The sequence below is a fragment of the Pseudomonas sp. RL_105y_Pfl2_101 genome (assembly GCF_963970585.1).
GTDB lineage: Bacteria > Pseudomonadota > Gammaproteobacteria > Pseudomonadales > Pseudomonadaceae > Aquipseudomonas.
The window spans coordinates 161,637-178,079 of record NZ_CAXAPG010000008.1 but is presented as its reverse complement, the minus strand read 5'-3'; the positions used below and the strand labels follow the sequence as shown (position 1 = coordinate 178,079).

Below are 16,443 nucleotides of genomic sequence, written 5' to 3'. Positions count from 1 at the left end.
GCTGAATCAGAATTTCAGGGCTGGCGCCTTGGCCGTCACTTCCACGCCTTGCTGGCCGCTCGGGCTGATCAGTTGTACCTGAATTTTCTGGGTGGCCGGGAAGGTTTTGAACAGGGTCGCCAGGTCCAGGTTCTTCAGTGCACCCGGGGCAGCGCAGGTGAATTGGTAGTGGGCATGGATCTCACTGTGTTCGCCGTGGTGCTCGTCGCCGTCGGCATCTTCGTCATGGTCTTCGTGGTCTGGTTCATCGCCGAACAACGGGCTTGCCAGTTCCTGTTGGGCCACGCTGCATTTGGCGGCGGCCGGCAGGTTGAACAACGCCAGTGGCTTGTCCAACTGCGCGCGTACGGCGGCGACCTTGGCCTTGTCGGCATCGCTGGTGGCGGCGTGTTCGAAGCCCACCAGGTTCATCGCCGGGCTTTCCAGTTCCAAATCCAGGGTCTGGCCGTCCAAGGCGGCGTTCAATCGACCCACACCGTGTTCATGGGCGCCGAGGCTTGCGTGCTCATGATCGTGGTCATGGTCATGCTCGACCGCCGCGTGAGCGACAGCCAATGGCAGCAGGGCGAACGGCAAAGCGAGAAGCAGACGACGCATGACGGGTCTCCGAAAAGGTTATGTAATCTTATAACGAAAGTGCGGAGAGTTTGACCGTCTGCTTGGCGTCGCGCAAGGGCCATGGGAGCATGCGCACATGAAATATTCAGGAGCACGGTGATGTTGCGGATACGCGGAACCATCGGCGATTGGCCGGTGGACTTGTCGATCGAAATGGATGAGGGCGACTGGGCGCAGCTCGGCGCGCAGTTGCAAGTGGCCAAGCCCGAGGACGTGGCGGCACCGTCGGCCAAGCCGGCGAACCCGGACGATACCCAGTGGCAGATCGCCAAGGAGTTGCTGCGCAAGGCCGGGCAACTGAGCGGCCCGGACTTGCTGGAACAGCTCGAAGGCCTGACCGGCAGCGCCTCGGCGGGCAAGCGCCTGTTGGTGCGCTTGCGCCATAGCCCGGATGTAAAAGTCATCAGCGGCACCGACACACCGCTCTACAGCTGGCACGAAACCGCGTAGGAGCTGACGAGCGAAGCGAGGCTGCGATCTTTACCCCTAACGCTTGAGTCTCGAGCGAAAGATCAAAAGATCAAAAGATCGCAGCCTTCGGCAGCTCCTACAGGGCGATCAATACAACGCTGCGAACAGCTTGCGACGATAAGTCGTCACCAGCGGATGGTCGTTGCCCAGCAGTTCGAATACTTGCAGCAAGGTCTTGTGGGGCAGGCCTTCGCTATAGCTGCGGTTACGCACGAACAGTTTGAGCAGCGCATCGAGGGCCGCTTCGTACTGCTGGCGCGCCAGTTGCTGGATCGCCAGTTGGTACACCGCTTCATCGTCCTGCGGGTCTTTCGCCAGGCGCGCCTTGAGATCGGCGGCGTCCGGCAGGTGCTTGGCCAGGCCGAGGAATTGGATCTGCGCCTTGGCGCCGGCGAGGGGGGCCTTGTGCTCGTCGCTTTTTACCGCGTCGAGCACGGTCTGCGCTTCGTCCAGCTCACCGCGCTCGGTCAGGCAGCGGGCATACAGGATCAGGGTCCGGGCGTTGGTGTTGTCTTCACCCAGCAATACCGTGAGCACGGCTTCGGCGTCGGCGAAACGCCCGTCATCGAACAACGCCTGGGCCTGTTCGAATGGGTCAGCCGCGGCCGGAGGCGGCATCTGCACATGAGGCTCGAGCATTGTGCGCACGGCCGATTCCGGCTGGGCACCGGCAAAGCCGTCGACGGGTTGGCCGTCCTTGAACAACACCACCGTTGGCAGGCTGCGAATGCCGAAGCGGGCGACAATGTCCTGCTCGATGTCGCAGTTGACCTTGGCCAGCAGCAGTTCGCCCTGATAGCTCTCGGCAATGGTTTGCAGCATCGGCATCAGTGCCTTGCACGGCGCACACCACTCGGCCCAGAAATCCACCAGCACCGGTTTGTGGAAAGAGTTGGCAATCACCGACTGGTCGAAATCGGCCGTGGTGGCGTCGAAGATGTAGGGCGTTTCCTGAGTCATGGGCAATCTCGTAGAGCGCTTGAATGGGGCAACTATACGGCTTGGTGGGGGGAGGCTGAAAGCGGGGGAGGTCTTTCGTCTTGTTCGGTCTGGTAGGACACCTTCGCGAACAAGCCCGCTTCCACATTGGATTGGCGGTGTACACGAATTTTGTATCCACAGGAGATCGACTGTGGGAGCGGGCTTGCTCGCGAAGCTTTTATCCTAGCCGCGCCGCGCGTGGTACAGGCTCACATGCCGAAACTCCTCCGGTTCGGCCAGGTCCGGCAAGGTCATGGCCTGGAGCATTTCGATGCGTCGGTACAGCGGATGCTGGAAATCCCGCACCCGGGAATCGGCCACCAACGCCTCACGGCCACGGCTGAGAAATTGATCGAGCAGCGGCAGGTTGGCCCGGTCGTAGAGCACGTCGGCGACCAGGATCAGGTCGAAGCGATCAGCCTCGGCGAAGAAATCCGTCGAATAACCCAGCGCCACGCCATTGAGTACGGCATTGGCCTGGCACGCGGCAATCGCCAGTGGGTCCAGGTCGCAGGCCACCACCTCCAGCGCCCCAGCCTTGACCGCTGCGATGCCCGCCACGCCGGAGCCGGCGCCAAAATCCAATATGCGCTTGCCCTCGACCCGCTGCGGCTGTTCGGCCAGATAGCGCGCCATCGCCAGACCGCTGGCCCAACAGAAGCTCCAATAGGGCGGCTCGTGGAGAATGCGGCGGGTTTCATCCGGGCTGAAGGCACGGTCCATGTTGTCGCCGTCGATCAGCCACAATTTCAAGTCAACGCCGGGTAGCGGGCAGGCCACCAGGCGCGCGTCGCCCAGCAACTCACTCAACGCCCGTTGCAGGTCTTGCGGTGCACTCATGGCGCTTTGACGAATTGCAGGGTGCCCAGTGCCTGGGTGGTCGGTTGGCTGATGCGTCGTTCCGGCAGGTGCAGGATCAACTGGCCCGACTGGCTGGCGCGGCCACGCAGCTCCACGCGGGCGCCGACCGGGAAGGCATCAGGGTTGAAACGCACGTGGAAGGGCAGGGCCTGGTTGGTGCCGATCAGGCTGGAGCTGGCGAGCAATTTCTGCGGACGGCCCTTGTCATCGATCACCAGCAACGCCAGTTCGACCTCGGCCCCGGCCGGGATGCCGTGCAAGATGCCGCTCAATTCGCGTTGATACGCTGGCAGCGGCCCCAGCTCGACCGCCTGTCGGGCTTTTTCCTGGGCCTGTTTCGGCGCGGGGGCCGGTGCGGGGGCAGCGGGCTTGGGTGCGTCGCTGCTGCACGCCATCAGCAGGCTGAAAAGACTGAGCAAAACGAGCGATCGTAGCGGCATGTGTGGCTCCTGCAAGGTGAATTCCATGGATCTGGCGGTAGGCCCGTCTATATACCGTAAACCCTATGGCTTGTCTTGCCAGTGGGATGCGCTACCATGGCCCTCCCTTTTTTTGTTGCCTGCCACCATGCACTGTCCCTTCTGCGGTGCCAACGACACCAAGGTCATCGACTCGCGACTGGTCGCCGAGGGCGAACAAGTCCGCCGCCGCCGCGAATGCCTGGCTTGCGGCGAACGTTTCACGACGTTCGAGACCGCTGAACTGGTGTTGCCGCGCCTGATCAAAACCGACGGCAGCCGCCAGCCGTTCGATGAAGAAAAACTGCGCGCCGGCATGCAGCGCGCCCTGGAAAAACGCCCGGTGAGCGTCGAGCGCCTGGAAGCGGCGCTGGTGCACATCAAGCACAAGCTGCGGGCGACCGGCGAGCGCGAGGTCAAATCCCTGGTGGTCGGTGAGCTGGTGATGGCCGAGCTGCAGAAGCTCGATGAAGTCGCCTACATCCGTTTCGCCTCGGTGTACCGGCGCTTCCAGGACCTGAACGAGTTCCGCGAAGAAATCGACCGCCTGGCCCGCGAACCGGTGAAAGAATGACCGCCTCGGCGCAGCAGGCCATCCTCGACGCCCACTACATGGCCCGTGCCCTGGAGTTGGCGCGGCGCGGTCACTACACCACTCACCCCAATCCCCGGGTCGGATGCGTGATCGTGTGTGACGGGCAGATTGTCGGCGAAGGCTGGCACATCCGCGCCGGTGAACCCCATGCCGAAGTCCATGCCCTGCGCGCCGCTGGCGAACAGGCGCGCGGCGCCACAGCCTACGTGACCCTTGAACCGTGCAGCCATCACGGGCGTACGCCGCCTTGTGCCGATGCGCTGGTCAACGCCGGTGTGGCGCGGGTGGTGGCGGCGATGCAGGACCCCAACCCGGAAGTCGCCGGGCGCGGCCTGCAACGGCTGGCCCAGGCCGGTATCGCCACCGAAAGCGGCGTGCTGGAGGGCGAAGCACGCCAGCTCAATGAAGGTTTTCTCAAGCGCATGGAGCAGGGCCTGCCGTTCGTGCGGGTCAAGCTCGCCATGAGCCTCGATGGTCGCACCGCCATGGAAAGCGGCGAAAGCCAGTGGATCACCGGCGCCGCCGCACGCGCGGCGGTCCAACGCCTGCGCGCCCAGGCCAGCGTGGTACTGACCGGTGCCGACACGGTGCTGGCGGACAACGCCCGGCTGACCGTGCGCGCCGACGAACTGGGGCTCGATGCCGAGCAGACCGCGTTGGCCATGAGCCGTCCGCCGCTGCGGGTGCTGGTGGACGGGCGCCTGCGAGTGCCGCTGGATGCCGCGTTTTTCAAGGCTGGCCCGGCGTTGGTCGCTACCTGCATGGCGGTGGAAGAACAATACGCCAACGGTCCTGAATGCATGATCGTGGCGGGCGATGACGGCCAGGTCGATCTGCATCACCTGCTGGTGGAGCTGGCTGGCCGTGGCGTCAACGAGGTGCTGGTGGAAGCCGGTCCGCGCCTGGCGGGGGCTTTCGCCCGGCAAGGGCTGGTCGACGAGTTCCAGATTTTCATCGCCGGCAAGTTCCTCGGTTCTTCGGCGCGGCCGCTGTTGGACTGGCCGCTGGCGCAGATGAAAGACGCCCCGCAGCTGAAAATCACCGAAATCCGCGCCGTGGGCGATGACTGGCGAGTCATCGCCGTTCCCGTTGCGCAGGCGAGCGTATAATTCCCGGCTTTCGCGCAAGCGGTGGCCCGTTCTCGAGGAGGACTCCATGTTTACCGGCATCATCGAATCCATCGGCAGCATCCGTGCACTCACCCCCAAGGGCGGCGATGTGCGGGTCTACGTCGAAACCGGCAAGCTCGACCTGAGCGACGTCAAGTTGGGCGACAGCATCGCGGTAAACGGCGTGTGCCTGACGGCCGTCGAATTGCCAGGCAACGGTTTCCTGGCGGACGTCAGCCGCGAAACCCTCGACTGCACGGCCATGAACGACCTCAAGAGCGGCAGCCCGGTTAACCTGGAAAAAGCCCTGACCCCCACCACTCGCTTGGGTGGGCACCTGGTCAGCGGCCACGTGGACGGCGTCGGCGAAGTGGTCTCGCGCACTGATAACGCCCGGGCCGTGGAGTTTCGCATCCGTGCGCCGAAGGCATTGGCCAAGTACATCGCCCATAAAGGCTCGATCACCGTCGACGGCACCAGCCTGACGGTCAACGCGGTGGATGGCGCCGAATTCCTGCTGACGATCATTCCCCACACCTTGAGCGAAACCATCATGGCCGCGTATCGGCCAGGTCGCCGGGTCAACCTGGAAGTCGACTTGCTGGCCCGTTACCTGGAGCGCCTGCTGTTGGGCGAAAAGGCCGCAGAGCCTGCCTCGGGTAACATCACTGAAAGTTTTCTGGCCGCCAACGGCTACCTAAAATCCTGACCCAAGGGGGTGCCGCGTGGCGCTCAATAGCATCGAAGAACTGGTTGAAGACATCCGCCAAGGCAAGATGGTCATCCTCATGGATGACGAAGACCGCGAGAACGAAGGCGACCTGATCATGGCCGCCGAATGCTGCAAGGCCGAACACATCAACTTCATGGCCAAGCACGCCCGTGGGCTGATCTGCATGCCGATGACCCGCGAACGCTGCGAGCTGCTGAAACTGCCGCTGATGGCGCCGCGCAATGGTTCGGGTTTCGGCACCAAGTTCACCGTGTCCATCGAGGCCGCCGAAGGCGTGACCACCGGGATCTCTGCGGCTGATCGTGCACGCACCGTGCAGGCTGCCGCCGCGAAAGACGCCAAGGCCGAAGACATCGTTAGCCCCGGTCACATCTTCCCGCTGATGGCCCAGGCCGGTGGCACCCTGGCCCGTGCCGGTCACACCGAAGCAGCATGCGACCTGGCGCGCATGGCCGGTTTCGAAGCCAGCGGCGTGATCTGCGAAGTGATGAACGACGACGGCACCATGTCCCGTCGTGCGGAGCTGGAAGCCTTCGCCGCCGAACACAACATCAAGATTGGCACCATCGCCGACCTGATCCACTACCGGATGATCCACGAGCGTACCGTTCAGCGGATTGCCGAGCAGCCACTGGACAGCGAACTGGGCCAGTTCAACCTGGTGACCTACCGCGACTCGGTGGAAGGTGACGTGCACATGGCGCTGACCCTGGGCACCGTGTGCGCCGAAGAACCGACCCTGGTGCGTGTGCACAACATGGACCCACTGCGCGACCTGCTGATGGTCAAGCAACCTGGCCGCTGGAGCCTGCGGGCCGCCATGGCTGCGGTGGCCGAGGCGGGCAGCGGCGTGGTGCTGCTGCTCGGGCATCCACTCGATGGCGACGTGCTGTTGGCGCACATCCGCGAAACCAGTGACCAGGCGGCGGTAAAAAAACCGACTACCTACAGCATTGTCGGTGCCGGTTCGCAGATCCTTCGTGACTTGGGCGTGCGTAAAATGCGCCTGATGAGCGCACCGATGAAATTTAATGCGATATCCGGTTTCGATCTGGAAGTTGTAGAATACGTGCCCTCCGAATAATGGCCCGGAGATTTCGGCATTATTGTTCAAGGCTTGCTGATTTTATGTGGTGAGGGAGTTTGCTCCCGGCGGGTGTAGGAGCTGCCGAAGGCTGCGATTTTTTGATTTTGATCTTTCGCTTGAGATTCAAGTGTCTGGGTAAAGATCGCAGCCTCGTTGCACTCGACAGCCCCTACGACGTGGTTCGGCGGGAGTAAGTGTCCTCGCCACAACGATGTGCAAGTGAACGAGATGGCGGGATCCACAGCCCTGTATTCGTGGCTAATATCACTGAGGAGCGCGTTATAGAACGCGCTCTGGCTCTTTAAGAGATCTGACGAATGACCCTGAAGACCATCGAAGGTACCTTCATCGCCCCCAAAGGCCGCTACGCTCTGGTAGTAGGCCGTTTCAACAGTTTCGTGGTCGAGAGCCTGGTTGGCGGTGCGGTCGATGCCCTGGTTCGCCATGGCGTGAGCGAAAGCGACATCACCATCATCCGTGCCCCTGGCGCCTTCGAAATTCCGCTGGTTGCGCAAAAAGTCGCTCAAAAGGGCGAATATGCGGCGATCATCGCCCTGGGCGCGGTCATTCGTGGCGGTACTCCGCACTTCGAATACGTGGCCGGCGAATGCACCAAGGGCCTGGCCCAAGTGTCCATGGAATTCGGCGTGCCAGTTGCTTTCGGCGTACTGACCGTTGACTCCATCGAGCAAGCCATCGAACGTTCCGGCACCAAGGCCGGTAACAAAGGTGCCGAAGCTGCCCTGTCCGCCCTGGAAATGGTAAGCCTGCTGGCGCAGTTGGAGGCCAAGTGATTAGCGACGAAAGCGATCGTTTCAACCCGCGCGATCCAAAGCCTGCGGATGCCGGCAAGCCGTCGAAAAGCGTCAAGCGCCGCGAAGCCCGTCAGCTCGCGACCCAGGCGCTGTACCAATGGCACATGGCCAAGCAATCGCTGAACGAGATCGAAGCACAGTTTCGGGTCGACAACGATTTCAGTGATGTGGACGGTGCTTACTTCCGCGAGATCCTGCACGGGGTCCCGCAGTTCAAGACTGAAATCGACACCGCACTCACGCCTTGCCTGGACCTGACCATCGAAGAGCTGGATCCGGTTGAACTGGCGGTGCTGCGCCTGTCCACCTGGGAGCTGCTCAAGCGCGTCGACGTGCCGTACCGCGTAGTGATCAACGAAGGGATCGAGCTGGCGAAAGTCTTCGGTTCCACCGATGGCCACAAGTTCGTCAACGGTGTGCTCGACAAGCTCGCCCCGCGTCTGCGTGAAGCGGAAGTGAAGGCGTTCAAGCGCTGATTGGTGAGACAGGACACTTAATGGGTGAGTTTGAGTTGATCCGTAACTACTTCGCCGCCGCGCCTTGCGCGCAGGGCCGCGAGGGCGTTGCGCTGGGGATCGGCGACGACTGCGCCTTGCTGGCCGTTCCTCCCGGGGAACAGCTGGCGGTGTCCACCGACACGCTTGTGGCCGGTGTGCATTTTCCAGACCCTTGCGACCCGTTCCTGCTCGGCCAGCGCTCGCTGGCCGTGGCGGTCAGTGACCTGGCCGCTATGGGCGCCAACCCTTTGGCCTTTACCCTTGCCCTGACCTTGCCGGCGGTGACCACCGATTGGCTGCAAGCCTATGCCTGCGGTTTGAACCAGATGGCCCAGGCCTGTGGCGTGGCGCTGGTGGGGGGGGACACCACGCGTGGCCCCCTGAGCCTGACCATGGCCGTGTTCGGCCGCGTGCCCTCCGGCCAGGCCCTGACCCGTGGCGGCGCACGCCCCGGCGACCTGCTGTGTGTCGGCGGTGAGCTGGGCAATGCCGCCGGCGCATTGCCGCTGGTGCTCGGCCAGCGCAGCGCCGAACCTGCGATTGCCGAACCGTTGCTGGCCCATTATTGGTCGCCACGTCCGCAGATCGATCTGGGCTTGGCGTTGCGGGGCAAGGCCAGCGCGGCGATGGATATTTCCGATGGCCTGCTGGCCGATTGCGGGCACATCGCCCTGGCGTCTGGGGTGGCTTTGCAGGTTGAACGGGACCGACTGCCATTGTCCAACACTCTGGTAGCGTTTCTTGGCGAGACGGATGCGGCGCAGGTCGCCCTGAGCGGCGGTGACGATTACGTGCTGTTGTTCGCCGTGCCACCGAGCCGACTGTCGGCGTTGCAGGTCGCAGGCTGGCCGATCCACGTGATCGGCAGCGTACTGGCCGGGCAAGGCGTCACGCTGGTCGACAGCGTCGGGCACAACATCACCCCGCCAGTGCGGGGCTATCAACATTTTCGGGAGACACCGTGACAGATCATCCCAACCAGGTTCCGGCAGAGTTCGTTCCACCTTCGGTCTGGCGCAATCCCTGGCATTTCCTGGCATTTGGCTTCGGTTCGGGGACTTTGCCTAAAGCCCCGGGCACCTGGGGCTCGCTGGTTGCGCTACCCTTCATACCGTTGTGGCAGATGTTGCCGGACTGGGGCTATTGGCTGATGCTGGGCATCACCATGCTGTTTGGCTTCTGGCTGTGTGGCAAAGTGGCGGACGACCTTCGGGTGCACGATCATGAAGGTATCGTCTGGGACGAAATGGTCGGCATGTGGATCACCCTGTGGCTGGTACCGGAAGGCTGGTATTGGTTGCTGGTGGGTTTTCTGGCGTTCCGTTTCTTCGATATCCTCAAGCCTTGGCCGATCCGCTGGATCGACCAGCATGTACATGGCGGTGTCGGTATCATGCTCGATGATGTGTTGGCCGGGGTTTTCGCCTGGCTGACAATGCAAGGATTGGTGTGGTGTTTCACCTGAGGGAGTCAGGCATGGGCGTAAGCCGCGCACTACTGCTGTTGCTGTGTTTAGGAGCCTGTGTGGGGGCAAGGGGGGGCGAGTCAACGCCGCTGCCTGACAAGATCCGTGCGGCCAGCGAAGAGTGGGTCGATTACACCCAGACCGATGGCCAGGGCATGGGCTGGGACATTTTGCGCGCGGTATTCGAGCCTGAAGGCGTCAAGCTGGAGATCCGCAGCGTGCCCTACACCCGCTCGATCGGGTTGGTGCAACGTGGGGAGGTGGACGCACAGGTCGGCGCCTATCGCGATGAAACCGAAGGGCTGCTTTACCCGCATTGGTACTACGATGTCGATCACATCTATGCCCTGGGGCTGGCCTCCAAGCCGTCACCGACGCTGGCGACGATTGGCAGCTATCGACTGGTGTGGATGCGCGGGTACGAATATAACAACTACCTGCCCAACATCCGGCGTTTCAATGAAATTCACCGCGCCGTGGGTATCTTGCCGATGCTGGCCCATGATCGTGCCGATTTTTATATCGATGCGTCGATGGAAATCCGGGATGTGCTCGCCAAGGCCGACGATCCCAAGCAATTCAAACTTTCGCCGCTGATCAATTTGCCGCTGTACCTGGGCTTCGCCAACAACGAAAATGGGCGTGTGTTGCGTGCGCTGTTCGACCGGCGCATGGAAGTACTGGTGAAGAGCGGCGCGTTGAAACCGATTTTCGAGCGCTGGAAGCAACCCTATCCTTTCGACGAGCACGGCAAGCCACCGAAGCCTTGATCAAACTTATCGATGATCATTAGCGCTAATTGAGCCTAAGCGTCTGTCGGGTCGTGCTGTTACAATGCCTGCCTCTGCGAAACTTCAGTACTAGATCAGGAGCACACCGGTGCCTGTCGTTTTTGTTGCCGCTTCCAAGCTGCCAACGCCCTTTGCGCAATTCACCATGCATGGTTTTCTCGATGAAGCCACCGGCCGTGAGCACGTCGTGCTGAGCCTGGGTGATTTCGCCGACGGTACGCCGGTACTGGGCCGCCTGCATTCCGAATGCCTGACGGGCGATGCCCTGTTCAGCCAACGCTGCGATTGCGGTTCGCAACTCGAGGCCGCGTTGCAGGCCATTGCCCGTGAAGGCCGTGGTGTGTTGCTGTACCTGCGCCAGGAAGGACGTGGCATCGGCTTGTTGAACAAGATCCGCGCCTATGAACTGCAAGATGGCGGCGCCGATACCGTAGAGGCCAACGAACGCCTGGGCTTTGCGGCCGACCTGCGTGACTACAGCATTTGCTTGCCGATGCTCGAACACCTGGGTATCAAGTCCCTGCGGCTGATGACCAATAATCCGCGCAAGGTCAAGGCATTGACCGACATGGGCATCGTGGTGGCCGAGCGTGTGCCGCTGCACACCGGTCACAACCCCCACAACAAACTCTACCTGGCGACCAAGGCCAGCAAGCTCGACCACATGATGGGTAACGAGCACCAAGGCGAGGTTGACCGGGCGTGACGCGCGGTCAAGTCCGGCGGCGGCTGTCCGTCAGTTGGTGGAAATACCTGGCCCTGGCCTTGCTGCCACTGTTTGTGATCAATGCGGTGTTCGGCGAGGGCGAAGCGATTCTCCCGGTGCTGGCGATGCCGTTGTTCATAGCCGGCGTGGCGTCGATGTTTGTCAGCCTGCGATTCTTCGGGTCGTATAAACAGGCCCTGATCGCCACTCAGAAAGCCCTCGATACACCCGAAGAACCCCAGGCCTGGATCGATCTGGCGGCCCGTCGCCGCGCCGCTTTCCTGGTGGCTGGGCTACCGGCCTGGGTCGGTGCCCTGGCGGTGTTCGTGGGCCTGGAAGCGGTGCCGTTGATGCTGCTGGCTTTGTCGACCGCCGTGTTGTTCTACCTGTACCGCATCCCGCGCCAACTCGGCTGATGAGCCGCTGGCTGGCGGTCTTGCTGCTGGCCGTCAGCGCCTCGACGATGGCGGCTTCGCGGGTTGTCAGCCTCGCGCCGTCGTTGTCGGAAATCGTCGTTGAACTGGGCTCTGCCGACCTCTTGGTGGGCGTGCTGGATGGCGGTGATCGTCCCCCAATCCTTAAAAACCTGCCTTCCGTAGGGCGTTACGGCCAACTGGACATGGAGCGCTTGCTCAGCCTCAAGCCCGACCTGCTCCTGCTCTGGCCGGGCAGTGTCGGCCCGGCCCAGCGCGAGCAGCTCAAGGGCTTGGGCATCCCCATTTATGCCGCTGAGCCCCGTAGCTTCGACCACCTCATCACACAAATTGAAAACATTGCCATGCAGCTCGGCCGTCCGGAACGGGGTGCCCAACAGGCGGCGCAGTTGCGTGTGCGACTTGAGGCGTTACGCCAGCGCTATCGACGGGACCCGCCGTTGCCGGTGTTCTACCAAGTCTGGGACCGGCCGCTGTACACCGTCGGGGGCGGGCAGATCATCAGTGATGCGCTGGCGGTGTGCGGGGCTTACAACGTCTTTGCCGACCTGAGCGTGCCAGCTCCGCAGGTGAGCGTGGAAGCGGTGTTGCAACGCAATCCGCAGGTCATCCTCGCCACGGAACAGGCGCAACTCGACGCCTGGAAAACCTGGCCGGTGGCACAGGGGCGATTGTTGCTGGTCAATGACAAGGGGTTGGAGCGGCCCAGTGGGCAGATGGTCGAGGCGACGGCCCGGTTGTGTGAGTTGATTGCGCCAGACCGGTAGACCGCGGTGCCTGATTCGCGAGCAGGCCAGTCCAGGCGCTACAGATTCTGGATCAGAGAGAGGGCGTCCAAGTCACCCCAAGCAACCACGCCCGACCTTCTTCCCGATACCCATACTGCTGACCCTCATGGCTATACAGTGCCCGGCTGTAAGCCTTGTCCAACAGGTTATCCACCTTCATCTCCAGCTTAACCTCCCGGGTCAGCGCCCAATTGCCGCGCAACCCGAGCAGGGCATAGCCGCCCAGGGGGTTGCGATTGTTTTCATCGTCGTAGCTGCCACACACCGCTTGCCAGGTGACGCCCAGGCCCAAGCGGTCGAATTGCCGGTCCAGGTCCAGGCTCAAGGTCCGCCGGGCGCGGCGCGCCAGGGTGTGGCCGCTGTCGCGGTCGCGTGGGTCGATGATGGCCAGGCCCAGGTTGCCCTGCCAGCCGAACACATCCTGCTGGTAGGCCGTCTCAAAACCGTTGATCCGCGCCGAGGCAACGTTCTGCGGGCGTGAGTTGCTGCCAAAGATGATCGCGTCTTCCAGGTCCGTTCGGTACAGCGAGGTCTCCAGGCGGGCGCTCTCGCTCAGTTGGCTGCGCCATTGCAGTTCGTAGCTTTTTGCCGTCTCGGGTTTCAGGTCGGGGTTGCTGAAGTCCGGGTAGTACAGGTCGTTGAAGGTCGGCGCGCGGAAGCTTTCGCTGTAGGTCAGCAACAGGTCGTTGTCCGGATTGATCGGCAGGGTGAGGGTGCCGCTCCAACTGTTCTGGCCGCCAAACTGCTGATTCTGGTCGCGACGCAGGCCCAGTTCGGTGGAGAACGTTTCGGCCTGGAAGCGGTGCTGGATGAACGCGGCACGATTCCAGCGGCTGTCTTCGTCGAACGGCGTACTGCTGTTGATCCGGTCCTGATACCCGTCGCCACCGACGATCAGACTGTTGCGCTCGTCCAGCGTCACGTCGTTCTGCCAGGTCACGGAATCGCGGTAGGTGTTAAACACGTCGCGGACGTCGCTGAGCTTGTCGAAGGTTTTTTCACGGTTCTCGCTGTGGCCAAGTTCCAGGCGTGACTTCCAGGCTTCGTTTATTCGCCCGTCCACATAGGCGCTGAAGCTACTCACCGCAAACTCGCTGTAGGGTTGCTGGGGCAAGGATTTGAAGGTGGCCGGGTCAAAGCGGCCGAACGGGTTGTCGTATTCGCTTTTGCCGCGGTTATCCAGCAGGTTCAGGCCGACTTCCAGGTCATCGCTGGCCGCATGGCTCAAGCTCAGGCTGAAAGACTGGTTGCGGTTGGCATCGTCGTCGCGGTCGCTGGCGTAGGACTCGTGGGTCCGATTGCTTGCGGCGCTTTCGTCGAGGCTGGCGCCGAGGTTGAAGCGGGTCTGGTCGTCGCCGCCGGACAGGCTCAGGCTGCGTTCCCGGGTCTGATGGCTGCCGACACCCACATGCAGGCGCGGTTGCAGGCCTTGCTCGTTGCCGCGACGGGTGAAAATCTGAATGATGCCACCCACCGCATCGGCACCGTAGATCACCGAGCGCGAACCGCGCAGTACTTCCACGCGCTCGATCTGGTTGATGTTCAGGCGCTGCAGGTTGCTGTCGCCGGAGCTGGCACTGGCGATGCGCTGGCCGTCCACCAGCACTAGGCTCTGGGCCGATTTAGTGCCGCGAATGTAAATCCCCGGCAGGCTGCCGCGCCCACCCAGCGGTGCCACCTGCACGCCTGGCACGCGGCTGAGCAAGTCAGTGACACTGGCCGCCTGCAAGCGATCGATGTCGTCGCGGGTGAACACGGTATTGGCGGCGCTGCTGTCGTTGCGGGCCTCGATCTGGCGGTTGGCGCTGATCACGATGTCGGGCAACTTCAGGGCCTGGTCGCGCTCGAAGGTGTCGGCCAGCAGGTCGGGGGCGGGTAGCAGGGAGAGGGCGAGGGCGAGGCGCAGTTTCATGGGGGTCCAATCATGCTTGATTCACACATAACCGGTGTGGGCGAGCTTGCTCGCGATAGCAGTGTGTCAGCCAATGGAATATTGACGGATCTACCGCTATCGCGAGCAAGCTCCCACAGGGGCTTGTGTTGGCTGAACTTACAGCCCCAACAGCTGCAACCGCTGGCGCACCGCCGCTTCGATCCCCACTTCGTCCAGCCCGCATTCGGCCAGCATCTGCGCCGGCTTGGCGTGTTCGACGTAGAGGTCCGGCAAGCCCTGGTGCAGCACGGACTTGAGTATGCTCTCTCGCGCCAGGAATTCGCTGACCGCCGCGCCGGCACCGCCCATGATGGCGTTTTCCTCAATGGTCACCAGCAGGTCATGACTGTTGGCCATTTCGCGCACCAAGGCTTCGTCCAGGGGTTTGACGAAACGCATGTCCACCACGGTGGCGTCCAGGGTATCGGCGACTTTCAAGGCCTCGGCCAGTTGCACGCCGAACACCAGCAGGGCGGTTTGTTTGCCCTGGCGGCGGATCACGCCCTTGCCGATCTCGATGGGTTCGAGGTCGGTCGAGATCGTCGCGTTCGGGCCGCTACCACGCGGGTAGCGCACCGCTGCCGGGCCATTGAACAGGTGGCCGGTGGTGAGCATCTTGCGCAGCTCGTTTTCATCACTCGGGGTCATCACCAGCATGCCGGGGATGCAGCGCAGGAAAGACAGGTCGAAGCTGCCGGCGTGGGTCGGGCCGTCTTCGCCCACCAGGCCGGCGCGGTCGATGGCGAACAGCACGTCGAGGTTCTGTACGGCCACGTCATGAATCAGTTGGTCGTAGGCCCGTTGCAAGAACGTCGAATAGATCGCCACCACCGGCTTGGCGCCTTCACAGGCCATACCGGCGGCGAGGGTCACAGCGTGCTGCTCGGCAATTGCCACGTCGAAATAGCGTTGCGGGTAGCGTTCGCTGAAGGCCACCAGGTCCGAGCCTTCCTTCATTGCCGGGGTGATGCCCACCAGGCGTGGGTCGGCGGCGGCCATGTCGCACAGCCATTGGCCGAAGACGCCGGAGTACTTCGGTCCACCGGCCTTTTTCGGTGCGGCCGCCGGAGCGTCCAGGGGTTCGAGCTTGGTGATGGCGTGGTAGCCGATCGGGTCGACTTCCGCCGGGGCGAAGCCTTTGCCTTTTTTGGTGACCACGTGCAGGAACTGCGGGCCCTTGAGATCGCGCATGTTGCGCAGGGTGGCGATCAGCGTGGGCAGGTCGTGGCCGTCGATCGGGCCGATGTAGTTCCAGCCCAGTTCTTCGAACAGCGTGCCAGGGACCAGCATGCCCTTGGCGTATTCTTCGGTGCGGCGGGCGATTTCCCAGGCCCCGGGCAGGCGCGACAGCACTTTCTTGCTGCCTTCGCGCATGCTGGCGTAGGTGCGGCTGGAGAGGATCTTTGCCAGGTAGTTGGACAACCCGCCGACATTGCGCGAGATCGACATGTCGTTGTCGTTGAGGATCACCAGCATGTTGGCGTCGACTTCCGGCGCGTGGTTCAGCGCCTCGAAGGCCATGCCCGCCGTCAGTGCGCCGTCGCCGATCACGGCAATGGCCTTGCGCTCGCTGTTTTGCAGGCGGGCGGCAATCGCCATGCCCAGGGCGGCGCTGATGGAGGTGCTGGAGTGGCCGACGCCAAAGGTGTCGTATTCGCTCTCGGAGCGACGCGGGAAGGCGGCGATACCGTCCTTCTGACGCAGCGTGCCCATGCGCTCGCGACGGCCGGTGAGGATCTTGTGCGGGTAGGCCTGGTGCCCAACGTCCCAGACCAGCCGGTCGTCCGGGGTGTCGAACACGTAATGCAACGCGATCGTCAGTTCGATGACGCCCAGGCCCGCGCCGAAGTGCCCACCGGTCTGGCCGACCGTGTAGAGCAACTCCAGGCGCAACTCATCGGCCAGGGTTTCCAGCTCGGCTTCACCCAGGCGACGCAGGCCGGCCGGCGTGTTGGCGCGGTCCAGCAGGGGCGTGGTCGGGCGCTTGCGGGGAATCTCTTGAAACGTCGTGGGCATCAGGCGAATCGTTATAGGTATAGAAAGAGGCGGCAGTTTACCTTATGGATCGCAAGCTGCCCACGCGTTGGCCGGAACTTGGCCG

Annotated in this window: 19 protein-coding genes; 13 read left to right on the top strand and 6 right to left on the bottom strand. The window is 62.8% G+C overall.

The annotated features are described in order from the left end of the window. Positions 1 to 6: 6 nt before the first annotated feature. Complete coding sequence (locus AACY31_RS12325) at positions 7 to 597, bottom strand: DUF2796 domain-containing protein (protein WP_339481512.1); 591 nt, start codon at positions 595 to 597, stop codon at positions 7 to 9. A gap of 120 nt (positions 598 to 717) precedes the next feature. On the opposite strand from AACY31_RS12325, the gene AACY31_RS12320 reads away from it, so the two are divergent. Beyond that, positions 718 to 1,068, top strand: coding sequence for a hypothetical protein (locus tag AACY31_RS12320; protein ID WP_339504528.1), 351 nt, complete (start codon positions 718 to 720; stop codon positions 1,066 to 1,068). Between the two features lie 108 nt (positions 1,069 to 1,176). On the opposite strand, the gene trxA is transcribed toward AACY31_RS12320, so the two are convergent. The 3 genes from trxA to AACY31_RS12305 all read right to left on the bottom strand — a co-directional run bounded on the left by trxA (position 1,177) and on the right by AACY31_RS12305 (position 3,371). Further along, a complete protein-coding gene (gene trxA, locus AACY31_RS12315) occupies positions 1,177 to 2,049 on the bottom strand; it encodes a thioredoxin (protein WP_339491713.1) in 873 nt (290 codons plus the stop codon). 204 nt (positions 2,050 to 2,253) lie between these two features. Beyond that, positions 2,254 to 2,910 (bottom strand): class I SAM-dependent methyltransferase, encoded by a 657-nt coding sequence (locus AACY31_RS12310; protein ID WP_339481518.1) that lies wholly within the window; start codon positions 2,908 to 2,910, stop codon positions 2,254 to 2,256. Further along, positions 2,907 to 3,371: a hypothetical protein gene (locus AACY31_RS12305; RefSeq protein ID WP_339491711.1), complete on the bottom strand. Its 465-nt coding sequence runs from the start codon at positions 3,369 to 3,371 to the stop codon at positions 2,907 to 2,909. Before AACY31_RS12305 ends, AACY31_RS12310 begins: the two co-directional genes overlap by 4 nt. Before the next feature lie 127 nt (positions 3,372 to 3,498). On the opposite strand from AACY31_RS12305, the gene nrdR reads away from it, so the two are divergent. The 12 genes from nrdR (at position 3,499) to AACY31_RS12245 (ending at position 12,388) form a co-directional block, all read left to right on the top strand. Then, a complete protein-coding gene (gene nrdR / locus AACY31_RS12300; protein WP_013694316.1) occupies positions 3,499 to 3,963 on the top strand; it encodes a transcriptional regulator NrdR in 465 nt (154 codons plus the stop codon). Next, on the top strand, positions 3,960 to 5,093 hold the full coding sequence (gene ribD / locus AACY31_RS12295) for a bifunctional diaminohydroxyphosphoribosylaminopyrimidine deaminase/5-amino-6-(5-phosphoribosylamino)uracil reductase RibD (protein WP_339481521.1): 1,134 nt from the start codon (positions 3,960 to 3,962) through the stop codon (positions 5,091 to 5,093). Before nrdR ends, ribD begins: the two co-directional genes overlap by 4 nt. Before the next feature lie 46 nt (positions 5,094 to 5,139). After that, a complete protein-coding gene (locus AACY31_RS12290; RefSeq protein ID WP_339481523.1) occupies positions 5,140 to 5,802 on the top strand; it encodes a riboflavin synthase in 663 nt (220 codons plus the stop codon). A gap of 16 nt (positions 5,803 to 5,818) precedes the next feature. Continuing rightward, the gene (gene ribBA / locus AACY31_RS12285; RefSeq protein WP_339481525.1) at positions 5,819 to 6,910 is read left to right on the top strand and encodes a bifunctional 3,4-dihydroxy-2-butanone-4-phosphate synthase/GTP cyclohydrolase II; all 1,092 of its coding nucleotides are present in this window, start codon (positions 5,819 to 5,821) and stop codon (positions 6,908 to 6,910) included. 320 nt (positions 6,911 to 7,230) lie between these two features. After that, entirely contained in the window at positions 7,231 to 7,707 is a 477-nt protein-coding gene (ribH, locus tag AACY31_RS12280; RefSeq protein WP_003206025.1) for a 6,7-dimethyl-8-ribityllumazine synthase, read from the top strand. After that, complete coding sequence (gene nusB / locus AACY31_RS12275) at positions 7,704 to 8,204, top strand: transcription antitermination factor NusB (RefSeq protein ID WP_003185935.1); 501 nt, start codon at positions 7,704 to 7,706, stop codon at positions 8,202 to 8,204. The genes ribH and nusB overlap by 4 nt, the downstream gene beginning before the upstream one ends. Positions 8,205 to 8,224: 20 nt before the next feature. Continuing rightward, positions 8,225 to 9,190: a thiamine-phosphate kinase gene (thiL, locus tag AACY31_RS12270; RefSeq protein WP_339481528.1), complete on the top strand. Its 966-nt coding sequence runs from the start codon at positions 8,225 to 8,227 to the stop codon at positions 9,188 to 9,190. Then, positions 9,187 to 9,690, top strand: a complete 504-nt coding sequence (locus AACY31_RS12265; protein WP_339491708.1) for a phosphatidylglycerophosphatase A family protein — start codon at positions 9,187 to 9,189, stop codon at positions 9,688 to 9,690. Before thiL ends, AACY31_RS12265 begins: the two co-directional genes overlap by 4 nt. A gap of 11 nt (positions 9,691 to 9,701) precedes the next feature. After that, entirely contained in the window at positions 9,702 to 10,460 is a 759-nt protein-coding gene (locus AACY31_RS12260) for a substrate-binding periplasmic protein (RefSeq protein WP_339491707.1), read from the top strand. Positions 10,461 to 10,569: 109 nt separating this feature from the next. Then, positions 10,570 to 11,187 (top strand): GTP cyclohydrolase II, encoded by a 618-nt coding sequence (gene ribA / locus AACY31_RS12255; RefSeq protein ID WP_339491706.1) that lies wholly within the window; start codon positions 10,570 to 10,572, stop codon positions 11,185 to 11,187. Beyond that, the gene (locus AACY31_RS12250) at positions 11,184 to 11,603 is read left to right on the top strand and encodes an MFS transporter (protein ID WP_339481534.1); all 420 of its coding nucleotides are present in this window, start codon (positions 11,184 to 11,186) and stop codon (positions 11,601 to 11,603) included. Before ribA ends, AACY31_RS12250 begins: the two co-directional genes overlap by 4 nt. Further along, the gene (locus AACY31_RS12245) at positions 11,603 to 12,388 is read left to right on the top strand and encodes a cobalamin-binding protein (RefSeq protein WP_445261538.1); all 786 of its coding nucleotides are present in this window, start codon (positions 11,603 to 11,605) and stop codon (positions 12,386 to 12,388) included. Before AACY31_RS12250 ends, AACY31_RS12245 begins: the two co-directional genes overlap by 1 nt. A gap of 52 nt (positions 12,389 to 12,440) precedes the next feature. On the opposite strand, the gene AACY31_RS12240 is transcribed toward AACY31_RS12245, so the two are convergent. After that, the gene (locus AACY31_RS12240) at positions 12,441 to 14,321 is read right to left on the bottom strand and encodes a TonB-dependent receptor domain-containing protein (RefSeq protein WP_339504527.1); all 1,881 of its coding nucleotides are present in this window, start codon (positions 14,319 to 14,321) and stop codon (positions 12,441 to 12,443) included. Between the two features lie 138 nt (positions 14,322 to 14,459). Then, positions 14,460 to 16,358 (bottom strand): 1-deoxy-D-xylulose-5-phosphate synthase, encoded by a 1,899-nt coding sequence (gene dxs / locus AACY31_RS12235; protein WP_339504526.1) that lies wholly within the window; start codon positions 16,356 to 16,358, stop codon positions 14,460 to 14,462. Positions 16,359 to 16,443 lie beyond the last annotated feature (85 nt).